Raw genomic sequence first — 24875 nt, 5'->3', positions numbered from 1 at the left:
AGAAAAAGACTTCCCTTTGTGGTAAAGGGAAGCCAGTTGCTTGGGAATTTAAAATGTCACTAGTGAACGATCTCTTCTTCCTTGACGAACATATTTGCCCAGGCCCGGTCAATCAGTTCTGGTGTCATCTGATTGGGGATTCCTTCGAATTCACAAATTGAGATCATCTGGTCGATCAAGAAGATGGGTTGATAGTTCGCATAGATATTGTCGATTTCAGGATAGCGCACATTCAGCAAATGGACGAGCGTATCCTCATCAAGCGGCATTTTCCGCTTGCGTGCGACCATGGCGAAAATCTTGAGGAAGTCCTCTTGGCTCGGGCCATCAATCTTGATTTTATAGAAGATACGACGCAGCGCCGCCTTATCGAAAATCGCATTGGGGTGGAAGTTGGTCGAGAAGATAACCAACGTGTCGAAGGGAACTTCGAATTTTTCACCTGATTGCAGCGCTAGAATATCTTTGTTTTCTTCGAGCGGAACAATCCAACGGTTCACGAGCGTCTGGGGTGGTTCGCTTTGGCGACCAAGGTCGTCCACGATAAAGATGCCGCCGGTCGATTTAAGCTGCAACGGAGCCTGATAGGTCCGTGCGGTCGGGTTATAGACCAGATCAAGCATATCAAGCGACAATTCACCGCCGGTAATCACGGTTGGCCGTTCGCAGCGCACGTAGCGCGTATCAAACCGGCCAGATGTCCGGCGCAAGCTATTCGGGTCGTCAACGTCATCTTCGGCTGCCGAGTGTACAATCGGGTCGTAAACCGTAATCACCTGGCCGGAGTATTCAATCGCGCGGGGAACGTAGATTTTATCGCCAAGCGCGTCGCGGATCCCATTCGAGATCGACGATTTACCGTTTCCGGGTGGTCCGTACATCAAAATAGAGCGGCCAGCGCTGACCGCCGGGCCAAGGTTCGATAGTAGATCAGGCGGCAGAACGAGGTGACCCATTGCCGTCGACAGTTGATCGCGCGTGATCTGAATATTGCGAATCGACTGGCGTTGGATTTGCTCGCGGTAGATATCGAGCGGAACGGGCATCGCGCCATAGTACTCGGACTGGGAAAGCGCATCGAGCGCGCGCGCGCGACCAGCATCAGTCAACTGGTAGCCCATCTCATTTCCGCTGTTTGCGTTCAGGGTACCCATCGCCTCGAGCAAAAGCTGCCCGCGGGCAATATCAACCAGTTCTTGCGTTACAGGCACAGGCAGACAGATCGCACGGCTGATTTGTGACACAACATCAAGGTTCATGCGGAACATAGTCTTGATCAGGATATCCCGCATCATCGACATCGGGAGTAGCATCGCATCGAGGCTACGCGGGGCCGGGGGGGCCATTACGCTAGAGGATTGCACGTTCATGTCTTTCAGGCCTATTGCAAACTATTCGTAAACCGCCAATTTCGCGATTTTATGTGATCCAAGATTACAGCTTATTGTGGCAAAATAGTGAACAAACGCGTGCCTGCAAAAGGCAATACCAGCACCACGACTGGGTTAGCGGTAGATGGCTACCAACAGAAGATAAAACGACAGCGCCCCGCCCAATGCCAATCCTTTTGGTAGGCGTGTTTTGTACCATCGTGGATCTTCCCCTGCTTCTAAGCTTTTCCAGTCAGGTGAGAGTTTTCGAAGGGGGCTAAGTTTTGCCAAGAATACGGTAAAGACCGAAGCTAGCAGGCACGATATATAGAGAACTAAGAAAAAGTACCAATCGTCTGCCGATATCATGGGCGAAGCAGCGGTCATGAATTTAACATCACCTGCACCAATACCTAGTTTAAGCCCCCAGATCAGTACGCCAACGACAAGTACAACGGGCGCGTGCAGCCACTGCCAAAGATACTGATCAAAGGGAAGTGCAAACAGACCGAGGATCGCATAGGAGCATAACAGCAGAGCGTTCACTGAATTCGGAATCTTCATGATCCGCATGTCATTCCAAGCGACATACAATGAGATTGGAATTGCCACAGGAAGAAACCAGTACGCGGCGTAGGCTGATAGTCCCATTCCTAGTTCACCGCGTTGTTTTCGATCGCTTGAAGCGCGCGAACTGCCTCTTCGAAGTGGCGGGGATGTGTTTCGATGGCGTCAGCCAAAAGCGTTTTCCCCGTTGAGACATCACGTTGCTTAATCGCGGCCAAAGCAAGCGTATACAGAAGCTGCGCACGTTCCACCTGGTTCATCTGTACCACGGGCAATGTATAGTTGCGCTGCGCCCCACGAGCGAGAACGAGGTTATTCTTGGCTGTAAAGAGGCTCGGGTCGTGACGGAGCGCGTCAGTAAATAGCCGTTCTGCCCCGCGATAGTCTCCGCGTGTCAGCTTTGAATAGCCCCAGTTATTGTAGACGTTTGCAGGACGCGTGGTCAGGCCAGCTGCCGTTTCATAAAAGCTGTCAGCCTTTTCCCATTGCTGCCGACTGTCGGCGACCATTGCCTCGAGACGGTAGCGTTTAAATGTCTCGTAGGTCGGTGGAATTGTATTTAGTTGCGCCGCCGCGTCATCCCAGCGGCTTGCCCGGATCAATGCGCCAGCCAATTCGACCGTATCTTCGTTCGAAGTCTCAGGATGTTTTTTCACGGTTTCCCAAGCGGTGATGGCGTCAGGCACGCGGTTGGCGCGGATCAGAGATTTCGCCAACCCACGTTGGAGGTCGATCCGTTCTGGGTTGTTTGTCACAGCGTTGGTGAAATAATTGACCGCCTCGTCGGGGTCACCAACGGTCAGCATCACATCGTTGAGGTTGGTTTCATCGACGACATTAATATCCTTCATCGCCTCTGCAACTTGGTCTTCGCCTGATTTTTCACAGGCGGTCAAAAGCAATGTAAACGCGCAAAGCGTCAATGTAATAGGGTGGCGCATGTTTCTGCGTCCTTTTGCTGCTCTATCTTATAGGTCCGACATCAAAACGTAATCGCCGGAACCGCGTCGGATCAGATTAAAGTTATGATCTTCTTGTAGCACATTATTGTCGGAGTTTTCCAACATTGCGAGCGCTAAGCGCAAGTTGTCGCGGATTTCATCCGAATTCCCGTTGTCGGCAGCGTAGGCGCGTCTGAAAATTTCGCTCGCTTCAGCGATATTTCCCTTTTCCATCAAGACAACCCCAAGGTTATTCCATGCCGGCGGAAAGTTGACATCTTCCTCTACAGCGAGGCGTAGCCAGTGCTCGGCCTGCCCCAAACGACCAAGGTTCAGGTTTGCTGAGCCAATCGCAGAGAGCGTATCTACGGTCAAACCATGCTGAAACGCGGCGCGGTTATAGGCCTTGAGGGCGAGTTCATATTCACCGGCGGCCATGAGACGGTGCCCAACGATAAGACCGTCAGTATTCGCCTCTCCCGCTACACCGGGGGCATAAAACCCATCTTGGACAAAGCCGCCACCAGACGGCGCACAGGCCATAAGAGCTCCTAGCGCCATGAACATAGGCACCATGCGAAGGCTCAAATTATGCCAAATTCTGTGCAATCGCATAGATTGATGGGCCGATTAGAATAGCCATCAGTGGGGGCACTGTCAGCATCATTGTCGCGAGGGTCATTTTGGTAGGAAGTTTGTTTGCCTTTTCTTCGGCACGCATGACACGCTTATCACGCATTTCAAGTGAATAGACTCTCAGGGCATCGGAAATCGATGTACCAAACTGCTGAGATTGAACGAGCACAGTTACAAAACTTGTGATGTCTTGAACGCCGCAGCGTTCGGCCATGTCTTTAAGTACGGTTGTTTTGTCTTTGCCCGCTTTGGTTTCTTGACCAACCATTTCGAACTCATCGGAGATGTCCGGAAATCCAGACCGCAGCTCTTTTGAAACACGCATGATCGCTTGGTCCATTGATTGCCCTGCTTCCACGCAGACGAGCATTAGATCAAGTGCATCAGGAAAGCCGTTTTCAATCGCTTCTTGCCGTACAGCTTGACGGCGGGTTACCCAATATTTGGGAAGCATATAGCCTGCGCCGCCCGGTCCCATAATCATCAGAACCAAATCCTGTGTGGTGACTTCCCCTTGTGACATCTTCAATACGGCGTACATACCACCAAGAGCCAGACCCAGAATGCCGAGGGCAAATTGCAAGAAGTTGTATGTGCGGACGGCGTTCTTGCCACGATAGCCGGCTTGTAGAAGCTTTAGCTTGACGGCAGAATATTCGTCTTCGTTTTGTGGCTCCAAGAAAGTCGAATATTTTTCGAGCTTGTCTTTGCTGGTAGCTGTCCGAAGTTTTTCACCCTTCGCTGTCTTCTTTTCGGCTGATCGGCTCGATGATTTCAGGCGGTCAAGGGGGTCTTCTTCTTTTTTGAGCAGCACAGGAAGTGCGACAAGCATTAGGAAGAATCCGACGAGGCCAACTAGGATCACAATTGCGTAGGGGCCCAAGTATTGCGACAGTGTATCTTGGATAGCGTCCATGGTGTTCTCCTCAGACCTTAATGTTCACAAGCGACCGCATGACGACGATGTTAAGCACCAAGAACCCCGCGATTACGAAACACGCCGGGATAAATACTGAGCTTTCCATCACCTCGTCAAAATAGTCGGGCTTAACGAGAGTAATTAGGATCAGTGCTAGAATTGGAAAGGCAGATAGTAGATTGCCTGACCATTTTGCCTCGGCTGTGATCGCGCTGACGCGCCGGAAGAGACGAAAGCGCGCACGAATAACTTTGGCAAGGCCGTCCAGAATTTCAGCGAGGTTACCTCCAGATGTTTGCTGAATGCTGACTGCGACAGCGAGAAATCGTAAATCTTGGTTGTCCAGCCGCTCTGCCATTGCCTTGAGCGTTTCTCCCATGTCGCGGCCATATGCTGCTTCATCCGAAATAAGCCCGAACTCAGTTCCGAGTGGGTCGGCGATTTCGTTTGAAACGATCTGCAATGAATTCGAAAAAGGGTGACCAACGCGGAGCGAGCGGACCATAAGTTCAACTGCCTCTGGCAGCTGCTCGCCAATCATTGTCATGCGCTTGTTCGCTTTGCGACTAATCCACACATAGACCCCACCAATACCCATCAGCACGGCTACTGCAATGCGAACGGGCCCACCAAGCTGCGTCAGAAGGGTCAGCATTAAGAACGCAAAAACACTAATTACGCCCATTAGAATCATGATTTGAGGTGGAGTGAATGCGATGTTCGCCAGTTGCGCCTTGTTCGCCAAGATCGAGTAAATTGGAATACTCTGCGAACGCATGTGCTGCGTCATTTCTTTTCGCAGCTGTTCCAGAACCTGCTCACGGCTTCCGCCTTTGTCGAGCATCTCAAGCCGGCGGTTTACCTTACCATCCATGCTGATCGACTTGCCAAAGATGACAAGATACACACCTTGTACCATCGCCACGACCGCGACGAAAATGAGGATGTAAATAATTGGTGCCGCAGAAATCATGTAGGTTTACTCCGCAACCATAGGTTCGAAAATTGCGGGCGGCAGATCATAGCCCCACAGTTTGAACCGTTCTGAGAAATGGCTCCGGACGCCCGTAGCGGTAAAGTGACCAATAATCTTGTTGTCCGGTGTCAGACCAACACGCTGATAGCGGAACACTTCTTGCATCGAGATGACCTCGCCCTCCATACCCGTGATTTCGGTGATGGACGTCATACGGCGGGAACCATCCTGCAAACGCGAAGCCTGCACGATGAGGTTAACCGCCGAAGAAATTTGGCTGCGCATCGCTTTGATCGGCATTTCGATCCCTGCCATGGCGATCATGTTTTCAAGTCGTGAGACCCCGTCGCGCGCAGAGTTCGCGTGGATCGTCGTCATTGATCCATCGTGACCAGTGTTCATGGCTTGCAGCATGTCGATAACTTCCTCACCACGCGTCTCGCCCACGATAATACGGTCAGGGCGCATCCGTAGGGCGTTTTTCAGACAATCACGCTGCGATACGCCACCTTTGCCTTCAACGTTTGGTGGACGGCTTTCCATACGGCCAACGTGCGTTTGCTGTAGTTGAAGTTCCGCCGTATCCTCAATCGTCAGAATACGCTCGGCGTCATCAATGAATGACGAAAGTGCATTGAGGGTTGTGGTTTTACCGGAGCCTGTACCGCCAGACACGATCACATTGAGGCGAGTTGCCACCGCAGCTTGGAGATAGGCGGCCATTTCTTCGGTGAAAGCGCCGAACTTCACCAAGTCTTCAATGCCAAGTTTATCTTTTTTAAACTTACGAATTGAAACGAGTGAACCGTCGACAGCGATTGGTGGGACCATCGCGTTAAAACGCGATCCGTCCGCCAAACGAGCATCAACGTAAGGGTTTGATTCGTCGACGCGCCGGCCCACGGCAGAGACGATCTTGTCGATGATACGCAGTAGGTGCTTTTCATCCTTAAAGGTGATGTCGGTAAGCTCGAGACGACCAGCACGTTCCACGAAGATTTGCTGGGGGCCGTTGACCAGAATATCGTTGACGGTGTCGTCTTTGAGCAGCGTTTCCAGTGGACCGAGACCCGTGACTTCAAAGAACAAGTCTTGGCTAAGCGTTTGGCGCTCATCGCGGTTTAGGACGATCCCCATATCCTCGAGCGTTTCGTTGGCAATCGCGTTAATCTCGTTACGCAATTCCTGCTCTGATGCCGATTCAAGTGCGGCGAGGTTCAAATTGTCGAGCAGGGCTTTGTGTAGCTCAAGCTTAATATCAGCAAGACGTTCTTTGCGCCGCTTTTCTTTGTCGGCAACACCTGGATCAGCTGCGCGTTTTTCAGGGCGCGGTTTCATAAGTGATTTGGATGGTTCTTCGACCTTCGGAGCCGCCGCAGGAGAAAGAGCAACCTTTGGTTTACTACCCGACGCTGCGGGAGGATTCTTAGGCGCGTTTGGCTTTTTGTACTTAGAAAACATTTGTTTGCCTCTTAAGCTCGGGCGTCTGCCTCAGCTTGGTTTACGTCATGCATAGACTTGGCCAGCTTAGCAATTTCTTTACGCAGGGGGTTTTTCGCAATTGTGACAGACAGCGGGGCTCCATGATCACAGGCCTGCATGATAGGTTTTCCACCATCCGGCATGAGCAAATCGATAGAAATTCCCAAACTATCCGCTAGTCGCTTCACTCGGCTCTTGCCGTTCAAGTCCGTGAACCCTGGAGCGCGATTGAGGATAAAGCGAAGTTTGTCAAAAGGGAGATCTTCGGATTGAAGGGCTCGCTTTAGACGCAGAGTATTTTGTGCAGACCTCATGTCGAGCTCGATCATGGCAAAATAGACGTGAGCCATTTCGAGGACAGTTTGTGACCACTCAACCATTGTAGAAGGCATGTCGATAACGACGTAGTCAAAGTTGACGCGCGCCATCTCGATGACCCGTCCGATATCTTCTGGAGTAATCATATCGAGTGGAATCATATCTGTCGGCGCAGTTAGAACGTGCAGCTTCTCGTCGTAGGTCAACAGCGACTGCATAAATGCCTCGGCGTCCATCGACTCAGTGTCAGTCAGCAACTCAAGAATCGCTTCACGGCGTGGTAGATCTAGGTACGTTGAAACCGATCCAAACTGAAAATCGAGGTCGATCAAACAAACCTTGGGATTTGTCTCTTTGTCGACATTCACAAATTCCCAAGCCAAGTTCACAGCCATCATAGTCGCGCCGGTTCCACCAGCGAGCCCATGGACGGGAATTACGACGCCAGAGCGATCACCGCTTGCCTTAAAGCTCTTTTCGCCATCGGTTGGCTCCGGCGTATCTTTGGCGGTGAGAACCCGTTCGATCGCGCGTGCGAGCTCGTTTTCCGGAAGCGGGTAGGGGACGAATTCGTCTCCACCTTCACGCAAAAGTTGGTGCAGCGCTGTTGGGCTAACATCTTCCGCGATAAGGATTACTTTGATACCAGCGCCCTTTGCGACACCAATGACCTCTGAGACGAGCGGCAGATTGTCTTCATCGTTTGCATCCATCGCGATAGTGACGAACTGCAGGTTACGCGCTTCTTTTTGACCCAAAAACGTGACAGCATCTTCAAAACTAAGGTCGCCCCATGCATCCCCAAGCGCTGCTTCCATATCTTCGATTAGCAGGTCGAAAATCTGTACATCTCGGCTGATGGTGCACGCAACAATTGGTGGGGCGTCGTGCTGTACGGCCGTCGTATCGGTCATTCTTAGTTGTCCTCGTCGCTCAGGTAACCCCATCCTAAACTGCCGACTGATGCCGATACCAGAACGAATGGGATGTTGGACCCGCAGATACATTGCGGATAACTCGTGTCAGCACATTATTGAGAGTAATCGTGTCGAGATTTGGACCAAAACCGCAAAACTTGACGGAATGTTGCGAGCATATGTGAAAAAATAAAAAATCACGCCGCAATTGTGGCGGCGTGATCAAAAAATTCTAGGCTATTATCCGCCTGCTGCTGTTGCTTCATCGATGACTACAGCCGCAGTCGCACGGGCAACGTATTCGCGGTATATTACCTGAGCGTATTTGCCTTCCAAGACGAGCGGATTGCTTTCGACGAATCCTGACACTTCGGTCACTGTGCGGCGATTGCGGCGTTCACGATCATTGGTCGCGATCAAAGGTTGAGTTTCGCCGAACGAAGCGACTGCCTCTAGGCGGCTGCGATCGATTCCTTGTGATGTTAGGAATGCAACGACCGCCTGTGCGCGGCGCAGGCCTAGTCGACGGTTGTAAGCTTGGCTACCGACCAGATCGGTGTGCCCGTAAACCCGGAAGTGTACCTCTGGGAATTGACGGATCCAATCTGCCTGACGTGCTAGAATTTGACGCGCATCTGCATCGAGTGCAGCCGAGTTAAATTCAAAGTTCACCGTCGAGTCGACCTCAGAGGCGAACCGGCGGGCAAGGTTCACGCGATATTCTTCTTGTGCGCTGTGCACCATGATGTTGTTCATGGTGGCGTTGCCGAACTCTCCACTGTCGATAACCGCACCAGCTTCATACTGAAGTTGAGGGAAATCATTGGTCGTTGTAGAACAACCCGCCAGAAGAGCAGCAGCCATTGCTGTTGTCATAAGAGTTTTCATTGACCTGTGCTCCAATTCATTCGTCCATTACGTAGCCGTAAGAACCTGTAAAGTCTTGACGAGCCACCTCTCCGGCGCCCCCAGGGATCTGGGTGCCAGCGGTTGTTTTGCCTAGTAGGAATAGATCAGCTTCGCTTGGAAGTCGTACGCGATCTGTTGGTAGCGACAGCGCTGCACCACGTGTAGGTGAAACCAAATGCGGAGTAACAATGATTACCAGCTCGGTTTGCTCACGCTCATATGCTGCACTCCGGAATAGTGCACCCAACACTGGGATATCGCCGACCCATGGCACTTGCTCACTTAGGTCATTGAAATCGTCTTGGATGAGGCCCGCAATAGCAAAGCTTTCTCCATCACGCATCTCTACCGTGGTTTTTGTCTCACGGCGAGTGAATGCGTTGATTGAAATTCCGTCGCCGCCTGTAAAGGCGTTCGTGGTATCAACTGCGGACACAGCCGCTGTTAGTTCCAGATTGATGACATCTCCATCCACAACTGTTGGAATGAAAATCAATTCCACACCGAATGGCTTAAACTGAACTGTGATGGTATTCTCATCTTGAGCAACTGGGATTGGATATTCACCACCGGCGAGGAAACGCGCCTCTTGGCCACTCAACGCCGTAAGGTTTGGTTCAGCCAACGTCCGGACTACACCGCGTGATTCCAGCGCCTCAATCATAAGATTGACGTTCATGCTCCCGGCACCAAAGCCAAAGGTCACTGCACCGTTGCTACCGCCGCTTGAGGTAGTCGTGCCCCCAACGATATTGGTTCCGCCCGCTGATCCTGAAATGTCGAATTGTGCACCGAGCGATTTGCGAACGGATCTCTGCATTTCGGCAAAGCGAACCTGCAGCATCACTTGCTGTGTGCCGCCAACAACCATCAGATTTGACACGCGGCCAGGAGCGTACCTCTCGGCCAACTCGATTGCGCGCTCAAGGCGTGCGATTGAGCTTACTTGGCCTGACAGCACGATGCCATCGTTCGCGGTTCGCACTTCGATATTCTCGCCAGGCAGAATTTGTGTCAGGCGTTCTTTGAATTCGGCCAAATCTGGAGCGACGTGAATTTCTACGTTCGTGATCAGTCGACCTTCGGCACCGAGCAACGTGAGCGTTGTCCGTCCTGGCTCTTTCCCCAGTACGTATATTGTTCGATCTGAAAGTGAAGAAATATCTGCGATGCCTGGGTTGGCGATTGAAAGTTCGGTAAATGGTACGTCACTTTCAACAATAACGGCCCGGTTCATCGGGACGCTCAGTGCACTGGACGCCGCGCCGCGCAAAACACGCAACGTTTCGGCCGGTGCCATGGTAGGTGCTGCCGCGGCTAGCGACAACGTCAAGCCAGTAAGTGCGGCTTTAATAAATTTGTCATACTTCATAAGTGACCTGCCTCTCCGATCACGCCTCGTTGTTAGGGTCTTTCTGCCCATGATTGTGGCACCATGGGCCAGACGCTCATTTATTGCAATAATCAATAGGTTGGACGACGAAACGAATGTGGGTTCAGAGCAACACTAGCACAGTGGACGCTCTTTGTAACGAAAAATGCGCCGCATCTGGTGCGGCGCATTTCGGGAATAACTTGATCTTTTTGTGCGATTAATTGCAGGGGATCGGGATTTGAACGCGTTCAGTTCCACGACGCTCGTAGCGGTAGCAAATCTCAGGAGCCACTTCTTCTTCGATGATGACTTCTTCGATAATTTCGCCTGTAACAGCTTGGGTATCGACGGTAATTCCGCCGCTGATCTGTGTTGTATCTCCCGAACCCACCAGCGACATCGTCAGAGAACCACTTGCTTGCGCTTGAGTCAGAATTGCTACTTCTTCTGGTGTAACTTGCAGAATGACATCTGAAATGTTCGATTGACCGCTTTCATCGGGTACCGCAATAATTTGCATGTTGGCTTTGAGCAGGTTCGTGACTTCACGACCACTGCTAAGTCGGCCTGTCCAATACAGGTCAATGCGATCATTCGGCCGAAGTGTACCAAAACTCCCTGTAGTTCGGCCACGAATCGGGAATGCCCGCATACCAGGTGCTACTAGTGCGGTCAGGCCTCTGCTCGCGCCAGGCGCAGCCAGACGGCTCTCTGTTAAGGGTTCGTTGGGAATGATTGGTAGGATTACGACGCGAGACTTTGCGGGTTCTTCAGGCGGGAAAAGTGTCTCTAGATCTCTGATGACACCCTCTGGAAGGAAGTCTTGAGCATATTTGATAACTTTTAGGTCGTCCTCTGTGAGCACCTCACCATAGGTGAAGCTTCGGTTCGGAGAGTAAACATCCACCGTGCGCACTGCACCATCGCGTTCGCGTTGAGCCCTGATTAGCTGTTGGTTTTTTTGTTCGATTTGTTGGTTGACCATGTAGACGGCAAAGCCCGCAAGCCCCATGCCGATCACCAATACCAACCCGAATACTCCGCGCATTTCTGTTTCCTCTGACTTTCCACTGCTCGCGCTAATTAGTTGCGCTCATCTACGCCATCTAAGTAAGCTCTGACATTCGCGAGAAACTAGGTCAAGCGTCACCCGTCAAACGCTCCATGATATGTTGCAAGTTTCAACTGCAATCATAGAGGAGTGGGCTTTGCCCTTTGAAGCTCGATTGGATGCGTAGTTATTCAATGCTAACTTGAAGATTGGCCTGCGTTCATCTCATCGATCGCGGTCTCGATTTCGTTAGCAAGACTTGTCGCCCCACCAGTGAATTGTGTCACCACTGTTAGACCAAGTGTTGCGATGGCCGCTGTCAAAACGACGAAATCAACAGTTACTGCACCATCATCATCTTGCAGGAGGCGTGTTACTTGTGTCTTCATTTGTTGTCTCGCTAGCAGGTCTTGGGGCTGCTGGTGGGCAGCCATGGGATGAACTCTCTGATAGCTACCACTACTGTTAGAATGTGGCCAAATTTGGCGCATCATGCAGCTATTCTGTGCTTGATTTCGTTGTGCGAAAGAGAAAGCGCGCCGAAATTCGGCGCGCTTGAGGTTAGTTTGCGATTGCGCAAATAGATCAGGGGTTAGGAAGTGGACCCACCTGCGTTCATCTCGTTGAGAGATGTTTCGATTTCGTTTGCTAGACCTTTTGCGCCGCGAGCCACTGTACCGCCAACAGCAAGTCCAAGAACAACGATTGCAGCAGTCAGAACTACGAAGTCAACTGTTACGGCACCGTCTTCGTCGTTACGGAAGTTTTTGATGAAGTTAAGCATTTTGTTCCCTCCTCAGGGTATCACTAGATTTATTTCGTTCCTCGCCGGGTCAGCAGAGCCACCGCTTTGGCTGAGCCCCCGTCTTGGATGATGTTATATAGCCCCTCGATTGGGGCGGTAGTTTGGCGCGTTTCGTTCATTTTCAGCGCGCGCCAGTATTTTTCCTAGAAAAATTCTAATATATTGAAATTACTATATAAATATTGCCCCCTTGCTTTTGATCATACAGCTTAGCGTTGCGATTAGGTCCTTAATTCGTCAAAAATGACCTAATTGTTTTCGCGATTCTAGCATTTTGGCGATTTTCTGCCATGCTCCAAATCACAAAAAATCGAGCGGAATCAAAAATGAATCGGCGACTTTGGATTATATCGAACTTTGTTTTGTTGATTTGGGCGAGTTCAGCCTACGCAGAGGTCGTGCGCTTGCAACCTGATTTTACGTTTCGGCGCGTAACCGTGCCCTCTGGTGGGGCGGGTAGTCGAATAAATGTACAGATTGATCCCAATGCGCCTCGGATCGAACCTGTGTACGCAGATGAACCTGAGCCTGAAGAGGTAAATGTACCAGTCGCCGTACCGCCAGGTTCGGCTGCGGAGTGGTTCTGGCGCGGCGTATCTGGTGGGATTGCTGGATCTTCGCCCGCGCGACTTCAAATGGCACTTCAGCAAATCAATAACGCACCTGAGGGCGAAGACGTGCGGACTCCGCGCCTACAAAGCCTGCAGAATATCGCGAGCGCTCATGGACCTGCTATCTTGAAGGAAACTGTCGGTACGAATGTTTCGCCTGCACTGGTGATCGCGGTAATCTCTGTGGAAAGCGCAGGACGAACTGACGCAGTGAGCACGGCCGGGGCGACAGGGTTGATGCAACTGATGCCCGCAACTGCCGAACGCTTTGGCGTGAGTGATCGCACAAATGCTGCAGAGAATATCAAAGGTGGGGTTGCTTACCTCGACTGGTTGCTCACTGAGTTTGGGAATGATCCGGTGCTTGTCCTGGCAGGATACAATGCTGGCGAAGGGAATGTGCAGCGATACGAAGGTGTGCCGCCATTCGCTGAAACACGAGAATATGTACCCAAAGTTCTCGCGGCTTGGCAGGTTGCGAAGGGGCTGTGTCGGACGCCGCCGGAACTGATCACTGACGGCTGCGTCTTTAATGTGAGCGGAACTTAAATGGGGCCCACCAAATGACGGGCCCCTTGAACACTATATAATAGTTGCTTCGGTTGCGTCGCGTAGTTCTTGCTCTGACACGCCGTCAGCGCATTCCACGATCTTTAGGCCACCCTCGACCACGTCTAATACGCCAAGGTTGGTGATGATGCGGTCTACCACGCCTTTCCCTGTGAGCGGCAAGGTGCATTCTTTGAGCAGTTTTGAGTCACCGTGTTTGTTGGTGTGATCCATCACAACGATCACACGCCCAACGCCCGCGACCAGATCCATAGCACCGCCCATGCCTTTGACCAGCTTGCCGGGAATCATCCAGTTCGCAAGATCGCCATTCTCGGCGACTTCCATCGCACCCAAAATGGCGGCTGCAATTTTTCCGCCGCGAATCATGCCAAAGGACGTGGCACTATCAAAATAGGCGGTCCGATTAAGTTCTGTGATAGTCTGCTTGCCTGCGTTGATCAGGTCTGGGTCCTCTTCACCTTCAAACGGAAAGGGGCCCATGCCCAGCATGCCGTTTTCCGATTGCAGGGTGATATCCTTGTCGCCAACATAGTTCGCGACCAACGTCGGGATACCAATGCCGAGGTTGACGTACATCCCGTCTTCTAGCTCTTGCGCGGCACGGGCAGCCATCTGATTACGATCCCAAGGCATTACGCGTCCTCCCGCTTGCGTGTCGTACGCTGTTCAATCCGTTTTTCATGTTCACCTTGAATAATGCGGTGCACGTAAATGCCGGGAAGGTGGATATGATCGGGATCAAGGCTTCCTGTTGGTACGATTTCTTCGACTTCGACCACGCATGTTTTTCCACACATCGCCGCTGGCGGGTTAAAGTTGCGCGCCGTCTTGCGGAAAATCAGGTTTCCGGTTTCGTCGGCTTTCCACGCTTTGACGATTGAAAGATCGGCAAAGATGCCTTCTTCCATGATGTATGTCTCGCCGTTGAAGTCTTTGTGTTCTTTACCTTCGGCAATCACCGTACCGACGCCTGTCTTGGTATAAAAGCCGGGAATCCCACAGCCGCCCGCACGCATCCGTTCAGCCAGCGTACCTTGTGGATTGAATTCAAGCTCAAGCTCGCCCGACAGATACTGACGCATAAATTCAGCATTCTCACCAACGTAAGAGCTGATCATTTTCTTGACTTGTCGCGTCTGCAGCAGAATCCCGATGCCAAAATCATCAACGCCCGCATTGTTGCTTGCAAAAGTGAGGTCTTTGGTCCCCGCAGTTTTGATCGCATCTAGCAGGAGTTCGGGGATGCCGCACAGGCCGAACCCTCCAGCGGCAATTGACATGCCATCAAACAGCAACCCATCGAGGGCCTCTGTGGCATTGGCGTAGATCTTGTTCATGAATTGTCTTCCCCCTCTTTACGATTGGTCAAAGCGTGACCCGCAAAAAGGGGAAAGTCAACGAATTCGCTGCGCTGCGGCAAGCACTATTTTTTCGCAGCGGTTTTCTTTTTTGCCGCTGGTTTCTTGACGGTTGTTTTCTTTGCAGCAGATTTTTTCGCTGGCGCTTTCTTCTTTGCGGCAGGTTTCTTTTTGCCAGATTTTGCTGCGCGCTCATCAATCAGATGGACCGCTTGGGCAAGTGTAAGGTCTGCTGGGGCGATTTCTTCGGGAATCGTGGCGTTGATTTTTTCCCATTTTACATAGGGGCCATATTTCCCGTCATAAACGTTCACGGGGCCGCCTGCCTCGGGATGCTCACCAAGCTCGTGAATCGGGACCGCCGCTTTGCCACGGTTGCCGCGGCTCGCGACTTTCTCTGCGAGTAGTTGGACGGCATGGTTCATGCCGACGGTCCATACGTCCTCGATGGTTTCAAGGTTGGCATTTGTCCCGCCTTTGAACGACGTGTTCTCGGCGTGTTTCAGATAGGGGCCATAGCGCCCAAGGTTCGCCCATACGTTCACGCCGTCTTCGGGGTGTTGGCCAATCAAGCGTGGCAATTCCAATAGGCGTAACGCATCGGGCAGACCGATTTCCTCTGGGTTCCAACCCTCGGGGACACCTTGGCGGGGTGGTTTCTTATTGTCCTCGGTCACGTCGCCGCGCTGAACGTAGGGGCCAAAGCGGCCCTTGAATACGCGGATCGTGTCGCCAGCGTCTTCGCCCAGCACTTTGCCCTCGGGCGGAATCGCGGTTGCCTCGGCTTCGGGATTTGGCGGGCCGAATGGGCGCGTATAGCGACATTCAGGATAGTTCGAGCAACCGATAAAGGCGCCACCTGACCGGGCCGTGCGCATCGAAAGCCGCCCAGCACCACAGTTCGGGCATTGGCGCGGATCGCTGCCGTCTTCGGTTGCGGGAAAGAGATGCGGTTCCAGAACCTCGTTAATCTTTTCGAGGACTTCGGTAATGCGCAAATCTGCAGTTTCCGCAATCGCGGCAGAAAAATCACGCCAAAACCGTGCGAGCACAGTTTTATAGTCGGCGCTACCGGCGCTGACCTCATCCAGTTGGTTTTCCAGATCCGCAGTAAAATCGTAACCGATGTATTTACGGAAATAGTTGGACAAGAAGGCTGTCACCAACCGCCCCTTATCTTGGGGGATCAGGCGATTCTTTTCTTTTTCGACATATCCACGATCCTGAATCGTGGTCACGATCGACGCATATGTTGACGGCCGGCCGATACCCAATTCTTCCATCCGCTTGACCAATGTGGCCTCGGTGTAGCGGGGCGGGGGCTGGGTAAAGTGCTGTTCGGGCGTCACTGTCTTCTTGTCGGCCTTCTCGCCCTCGGCGAGTTGCGGCAGACGTTTATCATCATCATCTACAACAGCGTCGTCTTTGCCTTCTTCGTAAACGGCAATAAAGCCATCGAACACCATGACCTGGCCGTTGGCACGCAAGATCACTTGTTCATCTGCGCTGGCGATATCAACCGTTGTACGTTCGAAACGAGCTGCGGACATTTGGCTGGCAAGCGTCCGTTTGTAAATCAGATCATAGAGTTTTCGCTGATCGGCATCTTTGATGTTTGCGTCATCTGTACCCAGCATCATATCCGTTGGGCGGATACATTCGTGGGCCTCTTGCGCGTTCTTGGCTTTGTTTTTGTAAACGCGGGGGGAGTCTGGCATGTATTTTTCGCCAAACTTTGCCTTGATCGCGTCGCGTGCACCGGTCACGGCTTCTGGCGCCATGTCGATCCCGTCAGTCCGCATATATGTAATCAGGCCCGCCTCATAGAGCCGCTGCGCGACGCTCATGGTTTGGCGCGCGCCCATACCAAATTTGCGGCTGGCCTCTTGCTGTAGGGTCGAGGTCATGAAGGGCGGCGAAGGATTACGCGTGCCGGGCTTTGCTTCGACGGATTTGACGGTCAGGTCGCGTGAATTAATCGCCTGTACCGCCATTTCAGCTTGGGTTTCGTTCCCAAGATCAAATTTATCGAGCTTCTTACCTGCAAGTGTCGTGAGGCGCGCCTCAAAGGTTTGTCCACGCGCGGACTGCAAGAGCGCCTTTACCGTCCAGTATTCTTTGTTGCGGAAGGCTTCGATTTCCATCTCGCGCTCGACGATCAAACGCAGGGTAACCGATTGTACGCGTCCGGCGGATTTAGCGCCGGGTAGCTTACGCCACAAAACGGGCGATAGATTAAAGCCAACCAAATAGTCCAGCGCGCGACGGGCGAGGTAGGCCTCGACCAGTGGAGCATCCACTTGGCGTGGCGATTTCATCGCATCAAGAATCGCGTTCTTGGTAATCGCGTTGAAAACCACGCGGCTAACAGGCGTGTCTTTCTTAATCGCTTTGCGCGAGGTCAAAGCCTCTGTCAGGTGCCAACTAATCGCCTCTCCTTCGCGGTCGGGGTCGGTTGCGAGGATCAGTTCGTTATCCGCCTTGAGCGCGTCAGCGATGGCCTTGATGTGCTTTTTGCTATCGCTTGCGACTTCCCACTTCATATCAAAGTCTTCGTCAGGCAGTACCGATCCGTCCTTTGGTGGCAGGTCGCGTACGTGGCCATAGGATGCAAGAACGGTGTAATCTTTCCCAAGATAACCTTCGATTTTCTTGGCTTTGGCCGGCGACTCGACAACGACAACAGGCATGAGAATCCTTTAAGCGGATGATGTGCGATATAGACGCGCAAGATGTGGGTTGTCGTATAGGATTGTCAATGCGCCCTTTCCGCACTTTGCTTTTCAGCCCAGAATCAGCCGATTAGCCAAAGTTATTTTGGTATCGTTGCCCAAAGCCCGCCGGGCTGTCTCGCGATTTTTCCATCGAGTTCCAGATCAACGAGCACTGGTGCAACCTTGGCCGCTGGGGCGGAAACATCACGCACCAGCTGGTCTTCGGCGATCGGGGCAGGCCCTAAGCGCGACAGAATCTTGTCGTGCAGCGCTGCAATCTTTTTCATCGGGCGCGGTTTCGTGCGTTCAGCGGGGGGCTGTAGATCTAACTCGGGCAGTGGTGTTTCGGAGGGTGCAAGTGCTTCGATCACGTCTTGTGCATTCCGCACCAGTGTCGCCCCATCCCGCAAAAGCATGTTGCAGCCTGCGGCGCGTGCGTCGAATGGGTGACCGGGAACAGCAAAGACGTCGCGCGCTTGATCTAACGCGTTGCGTGCTGTGATCAAACTGCCGGATTTCGCGGCGGCCTCGACCACCACAACGGCCTGTGCCATGCCGGAAATGATCCGGTTTCGTGCTGGGAAATGGCGTGCTTGCGGCTGCATGCCCATAGGCATCTCGGATAATCGCAGCCCTTTTTGCGCGATGTCGTGGGCGAGTTGCGTGTTTTCCATGGGGTATATCGTATCGACGCCACCTGCCTGAACAGCAACGGTTCCACCACTTAGCGCCGCGATATGTGCGGCGGTATCGATACCACGGGCGAGCCCAGAAACAACCACATAGCCAGCGTCAGTCAGCTCACCGGCCAGTTTTTTCGCCATTCGTGTCCCCAGTGACGATGCGTTCCGTGCACCCACAAGCGCGATCATTGGACGGGAGAGAAGGTCGAGAGCGCCAAGGGCCCACAACATAGGCGGAGCGTCTGAGATATTCAGAAGATGTGCCGGATATTGAGGGTCGTGTTCGGTGATCAACCGTGCACCGGCGGCGCGGCCAGCCTTTAGTTCGGCGAGAGCCACGCCCACCGGGCAGGTTTCATACCCTTTTTCGCCAGCTTCGCTCGCGATTTCGGGGAGCGCCTTTAGCGCGTTTTGCGGGCTGCCGTATTCTGCCAGCAGCCGCCGATATGTCGCGATCCCGACACGGCGTGATCGCAGCAGACGAAGCCGATTGACCAGATCCTCTTCCGCGGTGGGTAGGAGTGGGGGGTGATTGGAAGAATCGCGTGCTCCGGTCATCCTGTTGCTCCGTCTGTTGCACGGATAGGTGTAGGAGCGCAGGGTTAACGATGCGTGAATCGAAATGCGAAAAGGATGAGAGCGCGGCTGCCTGTCTTTAGTGTATTGAAAAATATGTGTAATATTTCACACGCTGTGGTGGGGCAGAACGCGAATGCCAAGGTGTAAGCGAGCCATATTGTGCCAACGACCTCTCCGATTCGTATCGTTCCGGAGAGATCAGTCGCCTTCGCTATCGTAATTTAGGTTGCCGCGCCGCCCACTGTCAGGCCGCCAATCATTAGGCTAGGTTGGCCGACACCAACAGGTACCCATTGGCCCGCTTTGCCGCAATTGCCGATGCCGGGGTCAAGCTGCATGTCATTGCCGATCCCGCGAATCTTTTTCAGTGCGGTTGCGCCGTCCCCGATGAGGGTCGCGCCTTTTACCGGGGCACCGACTACGCCGTTCTTTACGCGGTAGGCTTCGGTGCAGGAAAATACGAATTTACCGTTGGTGATATCGACCTGACCACCGCCGAAACCGACTGCATAAATGCCGTCCTTCAGATCAGCGACAAGGCTTTCTGGGCTAGCATCGCCTGACAACATATATGTGTTGGTCATGCGAGGCATTGGTGCGTGGGCATAGCTTTCGCGGCGACCGTTACCAGTGGGGGCAACCCCCATCAGCCGGGCGTTCTGGCGGTCTTGCATGTAGCCAACCAAAACACCGTCTTCGATGAGGGCGTTTTTCGCGCTGGGCGTGCCTTCGTCGTCAATGGTGATGGACCCGCGTCGGTCAGGAATTGTGCCATCGTCCAGAACGGTCACGCCTTTGGCGGCAATTTGTTGGCCCATAAGGCCAGCGAACGCAGAGGAACCTTTACGATTAAAATCCCCTTCGAGGCCATGGCCGATGGCTTCGTGTAATAGAATGCCGGGCCATCCCGGCCCAAGGACGACATCCATGACACCTGCTGGGGCAGGCTCGGCATCGAGGTTGACCAGTGCGATGCGTAGGGCCTCTTTTGCGACGGGTTCCCAATGTTCACGACTGATTAGGCCGATCAAACCCGCACGACCGCCGCCGCCCATTGAGCCGCTCTCGCGTTTGCCGTTCTCTTCGACGATGACGCTAATGTTTAGACGTGACATGGGTCGGGTATCGGTGACCAATGTGCCTTCGGGGCGCAGGATCAGGACCTCTTGGTGAGACGCGGCAAGCGTGGCGGAAACTTGGACAACTCGCGGATCAAGCGCGCGGGCGAATGCGTCGATTTCCCGAAGCACGTCAATTTTGGCTGGGAAAGTCGCCTGAAGCATGGGGTCGGCGTCGGAATAGAGTTTGCGGTTTGTGCCGACAGGGGGCGGGGCCATGGTGCCGCCGCCATCGCCCACGGCGAGGCGCGCTGTCGATACGGCCCGGCGCAATGCATTTTCGTCAATCGTTGTCGAATGCGCGTAGCCTGCCGTTTCACCCCGGACCGCGCGCAGTCCGAACCCTTCGGAAGCGTCGAAGCTGGCGGTTTTCACATTGCCGTCGTCAAAGGAAAGAACTTCGGATTTACGGCGTTCGAGGAAGAGTTCGCCGTCATCGGCACCGGCCGTTGCTTCGCGGAGCAAAGTTAGCGCAGTATCCTGATCGAGGTTGGTCTCAAACGGGCGGAAGGGGTCAGATGACATTTAAATTTCCTTTGTCATGCGCAAATTATCGACAAAAGCGTCTGTTTGCCGCAACAGCAGTTCTTGAGTTGTTCATCAAGATATGGGACATGAGCGGTCAGATACAACGGGATTCCTTGCGAAGCCCCGTTCCAGATGCGCCTGAGGCGCAATGAAGTTAGGGTAGAATATGCGACTGAAAACCTTTGCGACCTCACTTTGGGCTACGACTGGCCTTGTCATGGCTGGCGCTGCGGCCACCGCACAAGACGTGAATCAGGAACTGGAACTTGTCGGTTATCCGATTGACGGTGCGACCGGGTTTCAGCCTGCAGCAACAGAGCTGGCGCGTGATGTGCAGTGGTTGGACGGTATGCTGTTGGTGATCATTACGATCATTACGCTGTTTGTAACTGGGCTGCTCGCATGGGTGATCATTCGCTATAACCAAAAGCGTCAGCCTAACCCTGCTGGGTTCACCCACAACACCCCGCTTGAGATTGCGTGGACTCTGATCCCGGTTCTGATTCTGATCGTCATCGGTTCTTTCTCGTTGCCGGTGCTATTTAAACAGCAAACGATCCCTGAGGGTGACATCAACATCAAAGTGACCGGCTATCAGTGGTACTGGGGCTACGAATACGTAGACGAAGGCGTCGAGTTCGAAAGCTTCTTGCTGGCGCGTGACGAGCTGGAAGAGTTTGGTTATAGCCAAGACGAATATCTGTTGGCGACTGATACTGCTGTTGTTGTGCCAGTGAACAAAACAGTTGTTATGCAGGTCACTGCGGCTGATGTGATCCACTCTTGGACCATTCCTGCCTTTGGCGTGAAGCAAGATGCGGTGCCTGGTCGCTTGGCGCAGCTTTGGTTCTCGGCAGAGCGCGAAGGTATCTACTTTGGCCAGTGTTCAGAGCTATGCGGTAAAGATCACGCCTACATGCCAATCACAGTCAAAGTCGTAAGCCAAGAAACTTATGACGCGTGGCTTGCCGAAGCAAAATCCTAAGCGCTGGGGTGGATCAAGATCCACCCTACGCCAGATCAACGAGGTAAGGCGGTTAAATCCGCCCCTATGGAAAGGTCCAGCATGAGCGACATTAGCGTGCAAGACAGCGGCTATGAGGCCAATATGGGTGACTACTTTGCCCTGTTGAAGCCACGTGTCATGTCGCTCGTGGTGTTTACCGCTTTGGTTGGATTGCTGGTTGCACCGGTTCCTGTGCATCCATTTATCGGCTTTGTCAGTATCTTGTGTATTGCGGTCGGGGCGGGGGCCTCTGGCGCGCTGAACATGTGGTGGGATGCGGATATCGACCAATTGATGAAGCGCACAGCAACACGCCCGATCCCGTCTGGGCGTGTTGAACCCGGCGAAGCATTGGGCATTGGATTGGCGCTTTCTGGTTTTGCGGTTGTATTGCTATGGCTGGCGACGAATTGGCTCGCTGCTTTCCTGCTTGCGTTCACAATTTTCTTTTACGCTGTTGTGTATTCGATGTTCCTTAAACGAGCGACGCCTCAGAACATCGTGATTGGCGGCGCTGCGGGTGCGTTTCCACCGATGATTGGCTGGGCCGTGGCAACAGGCAGTGTCAGCATCGAGAGCATCCTGATGTTCGGCCTGATCTTTATGTGGACGCCACCGCATTTCTGGGCGCTGGCACTGTTTGTTAAGTCGGATTACGGGGACGCAGGCGTGCCCATGCTGACTGAAACGCATGGTCGTGACGCAACGCGTCGGCATGTTCTGATCTACACGCTGCTTTTGGTGCCCGTGGCCTTGGGGCTTGGTGTGACCTCAATCGGTGGGCCGGTGTATATGGCTGTGGCCGTGGTGATGAACCTTTGGTTCCTAAAAGGCGCGATTGATATTTACCGCCGTGACGACGCGGCCTGCGAAGCAGACAAGCACAAGGTTGAGATCAACGTCTTTAAGGTCTCGCTATACTATCTGTTTGCGCATTTCTGCGCGCTGTTGCTCGAGGCGGCTCTGGGCCAATACGGGCTGGGGGGCTGGTAAATGTCGATCAAGGTAGAGCACGAAGTTCACGGCCGTCGCAAAAACCGCAACTATGGCGTTCTGCTGCTGTTGCTCGGCTTTATCGGCATCGTTTTTGGCCTGACTGTTGTGAAAGTTCTGCAACTTGGTGATGCGCGCAAGTTTGAGACATTCGACCACGTCGCGCGCCCGCAGATTGTGATCGAGGAACCCGCGGAATGAAGCTGTTTTCCAGTCTTCCCGGTCCCCAGCGGACCGCGCTGATGGCGAGCACAGTGGTCGTCGTAATGGGCGGATTGGCTTATGCGTCCGTGCCTTTCTATGACTGGTTTTGTCGTGTTACCGGGTTTGGTGGCGCGACTAACGTTGCCGACGCTGGCAGCGAGGTGATTCTGGATCAAACGATCAAGGTACGTTTTGACGCGTCACTTGATCGCGGTATGCCGTGGAGCTTTGAACCCGAAGTCCGTGAGATGGAACTGCGGATCGGTGAAACGGGCCTTGCCTATTACGAGGCACATAATCCGCTTGATGTGCCAATTGCGGGGCAGGCCGCCTATAACGTGACGCCTTATGAGGCAGGCGCGTTCTTTGATAAGATTGAATGTTTTTGCTTTACAGAGCAGGTCTTGCAACCTGGCGAGACAGTGATGATGCCTGTGAGCTTTTTTGTTGACCCCGCGATTGTTGATGATCGCGAAGGAAAATACGTTCACACCATCACACTGAGCTATACGTTCTACCAAATCGACCTACCCGAGGACGAGCTGCAAGCCGCAGCTGCACCCTCGACTTTGACAACGGCGCCGCAAAGCGCCATAGAAACGAACTAACGACCAGCCGATAGGGACGCACCACATGGCGCATGCAAAAAATCACGATTACCACATCCTGCCACCTTCGATTTGGCCAATGTTTGGCGGCGTAGCTGCCTTTGTTATGCTGTTGGGGGCTGTCGGTTGGATGGCTGGTCCGATGCCAATGTTCTTTGGGGCGCTCACGGTTTCTGGCCCATACATGTTCCTGATCGGCTTGGCTGCGGTTCTCTATGTGATGTACGCTTGGTGGGCTGACGTTGTGGCCGAAAGCCGCGTTGGCGATCACACACCTGTCGTACGTATTGGTCTGCGCTATGGCTTTATCATGTTCATCATGTCCGAAGTGATGTTCTTTGCCGCTTGGTTCTGGTCTTTCTTCAAGCACGCGATGTACCCAATGGGCCCACAAAGCCCGGCTGTAGACGGTGTTTGGCCACCTGTGGGGATCGAAACATTCGATCCTTGGCACTTGCCACTGATCAACACACTGATCCTGCTATGTTCTGGTGCCGCTGCGACTTGGGCACACCACGCGCTGGTCCACGAAAACAACCGTCAGGACATGAAGTGGGGTTTGATCCTTGCCGTTGCTCTGGGTGGTATCTTTACGGTGTTCCAAGCCTACGAATATAGCCACGCGACATTCGGCTTTGGCGGCAACATCTATGGTGCCAACTTCTTTATGGCGACTGGTTTCCACGGTGCACACGTCTTTATCGGTACGATCTTCTTGCTGGTTTGCTTAATCCGTCTGCAAAAGGGTGACTTCACCCCTGAAAAGCATATCGGCTTCGAAGCGGCCGCTTGGTACTGGCACTTTGTTGACGTTGTTTGGCTGTTCCTCTTTGCAGCTGTTTACGTCTGGGGCGGCTAAACGCGGCTCCCATCCGTAGGGTGGGTCTTGACCCACCATCCCTGATTACAAACGCGCGGGGCTCTCGCGCGTTTTTCTCTTTAAGGGCGCAAGATGCTGCGTAAACTGATCTTTCCACTTCTTCTGGGTATTGCAGGCTGCGGCGTCTTGGTCAGCCTTGGCGTTTGGCAAGTCCAGCGTCTCGCGTGGAAAGAAGGGATTCTCGCGGAACTCGACAGCCGGATGACTGGTCCCGCGCAGCCCTTTGTCCAAACGCTGACCGAAGCGGCGGATGAGTACAAACGCGTCACACTGTCTGGCACCCCGACGGGTCGCGAGCTGCATGTGCTCACCTCAGGAACAGCCGCTGGAACTGGCTACCGGGTTATTTCAGAGTTTGATCTCGCTGACGGGCAATCCATTCTCGTCGATTTGGGGCTGTTGCCGCTCGATCAGAAAGAGTCAGCGCCACTTGTCTCTCCAATGGATCTGACAGGAACCCTGCTGTGGCCTGATGATCAAAATAGCAGCACGCCCGATCCGGATTTGGCCAAAAATATTTGGTTCGCTCGCAATGTTGATCTGATGGCTGACGCCTTGTCGACCGCGCCCTTCATGGTCGTCGCGAGCACGGCATCCCCACAAGATCCAAGATTGGCACCTTTGCCGGTTGAAACATCCGGCATAAAGAACGATCACCTTGAATACGCAATTACGTGGTTTTCACTGGCTGTTGTTTGGGCTGTTATGACCGCGTTTCTTATCTACCGCACGACCCGCCAAAAGGACGTCTGAC

Annotated in this window: 25 protein-coding genes; 7 read left to right on the top strand and 18 right to left on the bottom strand. The window is 53.2% G+C overall.

Going from position 1 to position 24875, the window contains the following annotated elements:
• Positions 1-59: 59 nt before the first annotated feature.
• The 13 genes from TW80_RS15135 to TW80_RS15075 all read right to left on the bottom strand — a co-directional run bounded on the left by TW80_RS15135 (position 60) and on the right by TW80_RS15075 (position 12245).
• Complete coding sequence (locus TW80_RS15135) at positions 60-1370, bottom strand: ATPase (RefSeq protein WP_045998297.1); 1311 nt, start codon at positions 1368-1370, stop codon at positions 60-62.
• A gap of 135 nt (positions 1371-1505) precedes the next feature.
• Entirely contained in the window at positions 1506-2021 is a 516-nt protein-coding gene (locus tag TW80_RS15130) for an A24 family peptidase (protein ID WP_045998296.1), read from the bottom strand.
• A gap of 2 nt (positions 2022-2023) precedes the next feature.
• A complete protein-coding gene (locus TW80_RS15125; protein ID WP_045998295.1) occupies positions 2024-2878 on the bottom strand; it encodes a tetratricopeptide repeat protein in 855 nt (284 codons plus the stop codon).
• Positions 2879-2905: 27 nt separating this feature from the next.
• On the bottom strand, positions 2906-3421 hold the full coding sequence (locus tag TW80_RS15120; RefSeq protein WP_239450567.1) for a tetratricopeptide repeat protein: 516 nt from the start codon (positions 3419-3421) through the stop codon (positions 2906-2908).
• Between the two features lie 46 nt (positions 3422-3467).
• Complete coding sequence (locus TW80_RS15115) at positions 3468-4430, bottom strand: type II secretion system F family protein (protein ID WP_045998293.1); 963 nt, start codon at positions 4428-4430, stop codon at positions 3468-3470.
• A gap of 10 nt (positions 4431-4440) precedes the next feature.
• Positions 4441-5406, bottom strand: a complete 966-nt coding sequence (locus TW80_RS15110) for a type II secretion system F family protein (protein ID WP_045998292.1) — start codon at positions 5404-5406, stop codon at positions 4441-4443.
• A 6-nt stretch (positions 5407-5412) separates the two neighbouring features.
• On the bottom strand, positions 5413-6870 hold the full coding sequence (locus TW80_RS15105; protein ID WP_045998291.1) for a CpaF family protein: 1458 nt from the start codon (positions 6868-6870) through the stop codon (positions 5413-5415).
• A gap of 11 nt (positions 6871-6881) precedes the next feature.
• On the bottom strand, positions 6882-8123 hold the full coding sequence (locus TW80_RS15100; RefSeq protein ID WP_045998290.1) for an AAA family ATPase: 1242 nt from the start codon (positions 8121-8123) through the stop codon (positions 6882-6884).
• Between the two features lie 243 nt (positions 8124-8366).
• Positions 8367-9014 (bottom strand): OmpA family protein, encoded by a 648-nt coding sequence (locus tag TW80_RS15095; RefSeq protein ID WP_045998289.1) that lies wholly within the window; start codon positions 9012-9014, stop codon positions 8367-8369.
• A 16-nt stretch (positions 9015-9030) separates the two neighbouring features.
• Complete coding sequence (locus TW80_RS15090; protein ID WP_045998288.1) at positions 9031-10407, bottom strand: type II and III secretion system protein family protein; 1377 nt, start codon at positions 10405-10407, stop codon at positions 9031-9033.
• A gap of 220 nt (positions 10408-10627) precedes the next feature.
• Positions 10628-11458, bottom strand: coding sequence for a Flp pilus assembly protein CpaB (gene cpaB / locus TW80_RS15085; protein ID WP_045998287.1), 831 nt, complete (start codon positions 11456-11458; stop codon positions 10628-10630).
• 200 nt (positions 11459-11658) lie between these two features.
• Entirely contained in the window at positions 11659-11850 is a 192-nt protein-coding gene (locus TW80_RS15080) for a hypothetical protein (protein WP_045998286.1), read from the bottom strand.
• A gap of 203 nt (positions 11851-12053) precedes the next feature.
• Positions 12054-12245 (bottom strand): Flp family type IVb pilin, encoded by a 192-nt coding sequence (locus TW80_RS15075; RefSeq protein ID WP_045998285.1) that lies wholly within the window; start codon positions 12243-12245, stop codon positions 12054-12056.
• 347 nt (positions 12246-12592) lie between these two features.
• Between TW80_RS15075 and TW80_RS15070 the strand changes: the two genes are divergently transcribed.
• Positions 12593-13426, top strand: coding sequence for a lytic transglycosylase domain-containing protein (locus TW80_RS15070; RefSeq protein ID WP_045998284.1), 834 nt, complete (start codon positions 12593-12595; stop codon positions 13424-13426).
• A 33-nt stretch (positions 13427-13459) separates the two neighbouring features.
• Here the strand turns inward: TW80_RS15070 and TW80_RS15065 are convergent, their stop codons facing one another.
• The 5 genes from TW80_RS15065 to tldD all read right to left on the bottom strand — a co-directional run bounded on the left by TW80_RS15065 (position 13460) and on the right by tldD (position 20427).
• Entirely contained in the window at positions 13460-14083 is a 624-nt protein-coding gene (locus TW80_RS15065) for a CoA transferase subunit B (RefSeq protein ID WP_045998283.1), read from the bottom strand.
• Complete coding sequence (locus TW80_RS15060; RefSeq protein WP_045998282.1) at positions 14083-14787, bottom strand: CoA transferase subunit A; 705 nt, start codon at positions 14785-14787, stop codon at positions 14083-14085. Before TW80_RS15060 ends, TW80_RS15065 begins: the two co-directional genes overlap by 1 nt.
• A gap of 86 nt (positions 14788-14873) precedes the next feature.
• Complete coding sequence (topA, locus tag TW80_RS15055; RefSeq protein ID WP_045998281.1) at positions 14874-17498, bottom strand: type I DNA topoisomerase; 2625 nt, start codon at positions 17496-17498, stop codon at positions 14874-14876.
• A gap of 122 nt (positions 17499-17620) precedes the next feature.
• Positions 17621-18763, bottom strand: a complete 1143-nt coding sequence (gene dprA, locus TW80_RS15050) for a DNA-processing protein DprA (RefSeq protein ID WP_204218518.1) — start codon at positions 18761-18763, stop codon at positions 17621-17623.
• A 242-nt stretch (positions 18764-19005) separates the two neighbouring features.
• Positions 19006-20427: a metalloprotease TldD gene (gene tldD, locus TW80_RS15045; RefSeq protein WP_045998280.1), complete on the bottom strand. Its 1422-nt coding sequence runs from the start codon at positions 20425-20427 to the stop codon at positions 19006-19008.
• A 169-nt stretch (positions 20428-20596) separates the two neighbouring features.
• Here tldD and coxB point away from each other — a divergent pair, with 169 nt between their 5' ends.
• The 6 genes from coxB (at position 20597) to TW80_RS15015 (ending at position 24874) form a co-directional block, all read left to right on the top strand.
• A complete protein-coding gene (gene coxB, locus TW80_RS15040; protein ID WP_045998279.1) occupies positions 20597-21415 on the top strand; it encodes a cytochrome c oxidase subunit II in 819 nt (272 codons plus the stop codon).
• 81 nt (positions 21416-21496) lie between these two features.
• Positions 21497-22429, top strand: a complete 933-nt coding sequence (gene cyoE / locus TW80_RS15035) for a heme o synthase (protein ID WP_045998278.1) — start codon at positions 21497-21499, stop codon at positions 22427-22429.
• Positions 22430-22630 carry a hypothetical protein gene (locus TW80_RS15030; protein ID WP_045998277.1) on the top strand — a complete coding sequence of 67 codons (201 nt, stop codon included), beginning with the start codon at positions 22430-22432 and terminating at the stop codon, positions 22628-22630.
• Positions 22627-23241, top strand: a complete 615-nt coding sequence (locus TW80_RS15025; protein ID WP_045998276.1) for a cytochrome c oxidase assembly protein — start codon at positions 22627-22629, stop codon at positions 23239-23241. Before TW80_RS15030 ends, TW80_RS15025 begins: the two co-directional genes overlap by 4 nt.
• A gap of 25 nt (positions 23242-23266) precedes the next feature.
• On the top strand, positions 23267-24100 hold the full coding sequence (locus tag TW80_RS15020) for a cytochrome c oxidase subunit 3 (RefSeq protein WP_045998275.1): 834 nt from the start codon (positions 23267-23269) through the stop codon (positions 24098-24100).
• Between the two features lie 93 nt (positions 24101-24193).
• Positions 24194-24874: an SURF1 family protein gene (locus TW80_RS15015; RefSeq protein WP_045998274.1), complete on the top strand. Its 681-nt coding sequence runs from the start codon at positions 24194-24196 to the stop codon at positions 24872-24874.
• The last annotated feature ends 1 nt before the right edge of the window (position 24875 follow it).

Origin of the sequence: Loktanella sp. S4079 (assembly GCF_000967725.1) — a bacterium.
GTDB lineage: Bacteria > Pseudomonadota > Alphaproteobacteria > Rhodobacterales > Rhodobacteraceae > Yoonia.
Note: the sequence above shows the minus strand (reverse complement) of the source record. Positions and strands in the feature narration are given on the sequence as shown.

Bases quoted from the DNA above. Each gene is read 5' to 3' on its own strand.
- TW80_RS15060 (WP_045998282.1), bottom strand. From the start codon at position 14,787: ATGAACAAGATCTACGCCAATGCCACAGAGGCCCTCGATGGGTTGCTG.
- TW80_RS15130 (WP_045998296.1), bottom strand. From the start codon at position 2,021: ATGGGACTATCAGCCTACGCCGCGTACTGGTTTCTTCCTGTGGCAATT.
- TW80_RS15090 (WP_045998288.1), bottom strand. From the start codon at position 10,407: ATGAAGTATGACAAATTTATTAAAGCCGCACTTACTGGCTTGACGTTG.
- TW80_RS15115 (WP_045998293.1), bottom strand. From the start codon at position 4,430: ATGGACGCTATCCAAGATACACTGTCGCAATACTTGGGCCCCTACGCA.
- cyoE (WP_045998278.1), top strand. From the start codon at position 21,497: ATGAGCGACATTAGCGTGCAAGACAGCGGCTATGAGGCCAATATGGGT.
- coxB (WP_045998279.1), top strand. From the start codon at position 20,597: ATGCGACTGAAAACCTTTGCGACCTCACTTTGGGCTACGACTGGCCTT.
- TW80_RS15065 (WP_045998283.1), bottom strand. From the start codon at position 14,083: ATGCCTTGGGATCGTAATCAGATGGCTGCCCGTGCCGCGCAAGAGCTA.
- TW80_RS15100 (WP_045998290.1), bottom strand. From the start codon at position 8,123: ATGACCGATACGACGGCCGTACAGCACGACGCCCCACCAATTGTTGCG.
- cpaB (WP_045998287.1), bottom strand. From the start codon at position 11,458: ATGCGCGGAGTATTCGGGTTGGTATTGGTGATCGGCATGGGGCTTGCG.
- TW80_RS15120 (WP_239450567.1), bottom strand. From the start codon at position 3,421: ATGGCCTGTGCGCCGTCTGGTGGCGGCTTTGTCCAAGATGGGTTTTAT.
- TW80_RS15030 (WP_045998277.1), top strand. From the start codon at position 22,430: ATGTCGATCAAGGTAGAGCACGAAGTTCACGGCCGTCGCAAAAACCGC.
- dprA (WP_204218518.1), bottom strand. From the start codon at position 18,763: ATGACCGGAGCACGCGATTCTTCCAATCACCCCCCACTCCTACCCACC.
- TW80_RS15015 (WP_045998274.1), top strand. From the start codon at position 24,194: ATGCTGCGTAAACTGATCTTTCCACTTCTTCTGGGTATTGCAGGCTGC.
- topA (WP_045998281.1), bottom strand. From the start codon at position 17,498: ATGCCTGTTGTCGTTGTCGAGTCGCCGGCCAAAGCCAAGAAAATCGAA.
- tldD (WP_045998280.1), bottom strand. From the start codon at position 20,427: ATGTCATCTGACCCCTTCCGCCCGTTTGAGACCAACCTCGATCAGGAT.
- TW80_RS15095 (WP_045998289.1), bottom strand. From the start codon at position 9,014: ATGAAAACTCTTATGACAACAGCAATGGCTGCTGCTCTTCTGGCGGGT.
- TW80_RS15025 (WP_045998276.1), top strand. From the start codon at position 22,627: ATGAAGCTGTTTTCCAGTCTTCCCGGTCCCCAGCGGACCGCGCTGATG.
- TW80_RS15080 (WP_045998286.1), bottom strand. From the start codon at position 11,850: ATGAAGACACAAGTAACACGCCTCCTGCAAGATGATGATGGTGCAGTA.
- TW80_RS15105 (WP_045998291.1), bottom strand. From the start codon at position 6,870: ATGTTTTCTAAGTACAAAAAGCCAAACGCGCCTAAGAATCCTCCCGCA.
- TW80_RS15125 (WP_045998295.1), bottom strand. From the start codon at position 2,878: ATGCGCCACCCTATTACATTGACGCTTTGCGCGTTTACATTGCTTTTG.
- TW80_RS15135 (WP_045998297.1), bottom strand. From the start codon at position 1,370: ATGAACGTGCAATCCTCTAGCGTAATGGCCCCCCCGGCCCCGCGTAGC.
- TW80_RS15075 (WP_045998285.1), bottom strand. From the start codon at position 12,245: ATGCTTAACTTCATCAAAAACTTCCGTAACGACGAAGACGGTGCCGTA.
- TW80_RS15070 (WP_045998284.1), top strand. From the start codon at position 12,593: ATGAATCGGCGACTTTGGATTATATCGAACTTTGTTTTGTTGATTTGG.
- TW80_RS15020 (WP_045998275.1), top strand. From the start codon at position 23,267: ATGGCGCATGCAAAAAATCACGATTACCACATCCTGCCACCTTCGATT.
- TW80_RS15110 (WP_045998292.1), bottom strand. From the start codon at position 5,406: ATGATTTCTGCGGCACCAATTATTTACATCCTCATTTTCGTCGCGGTC.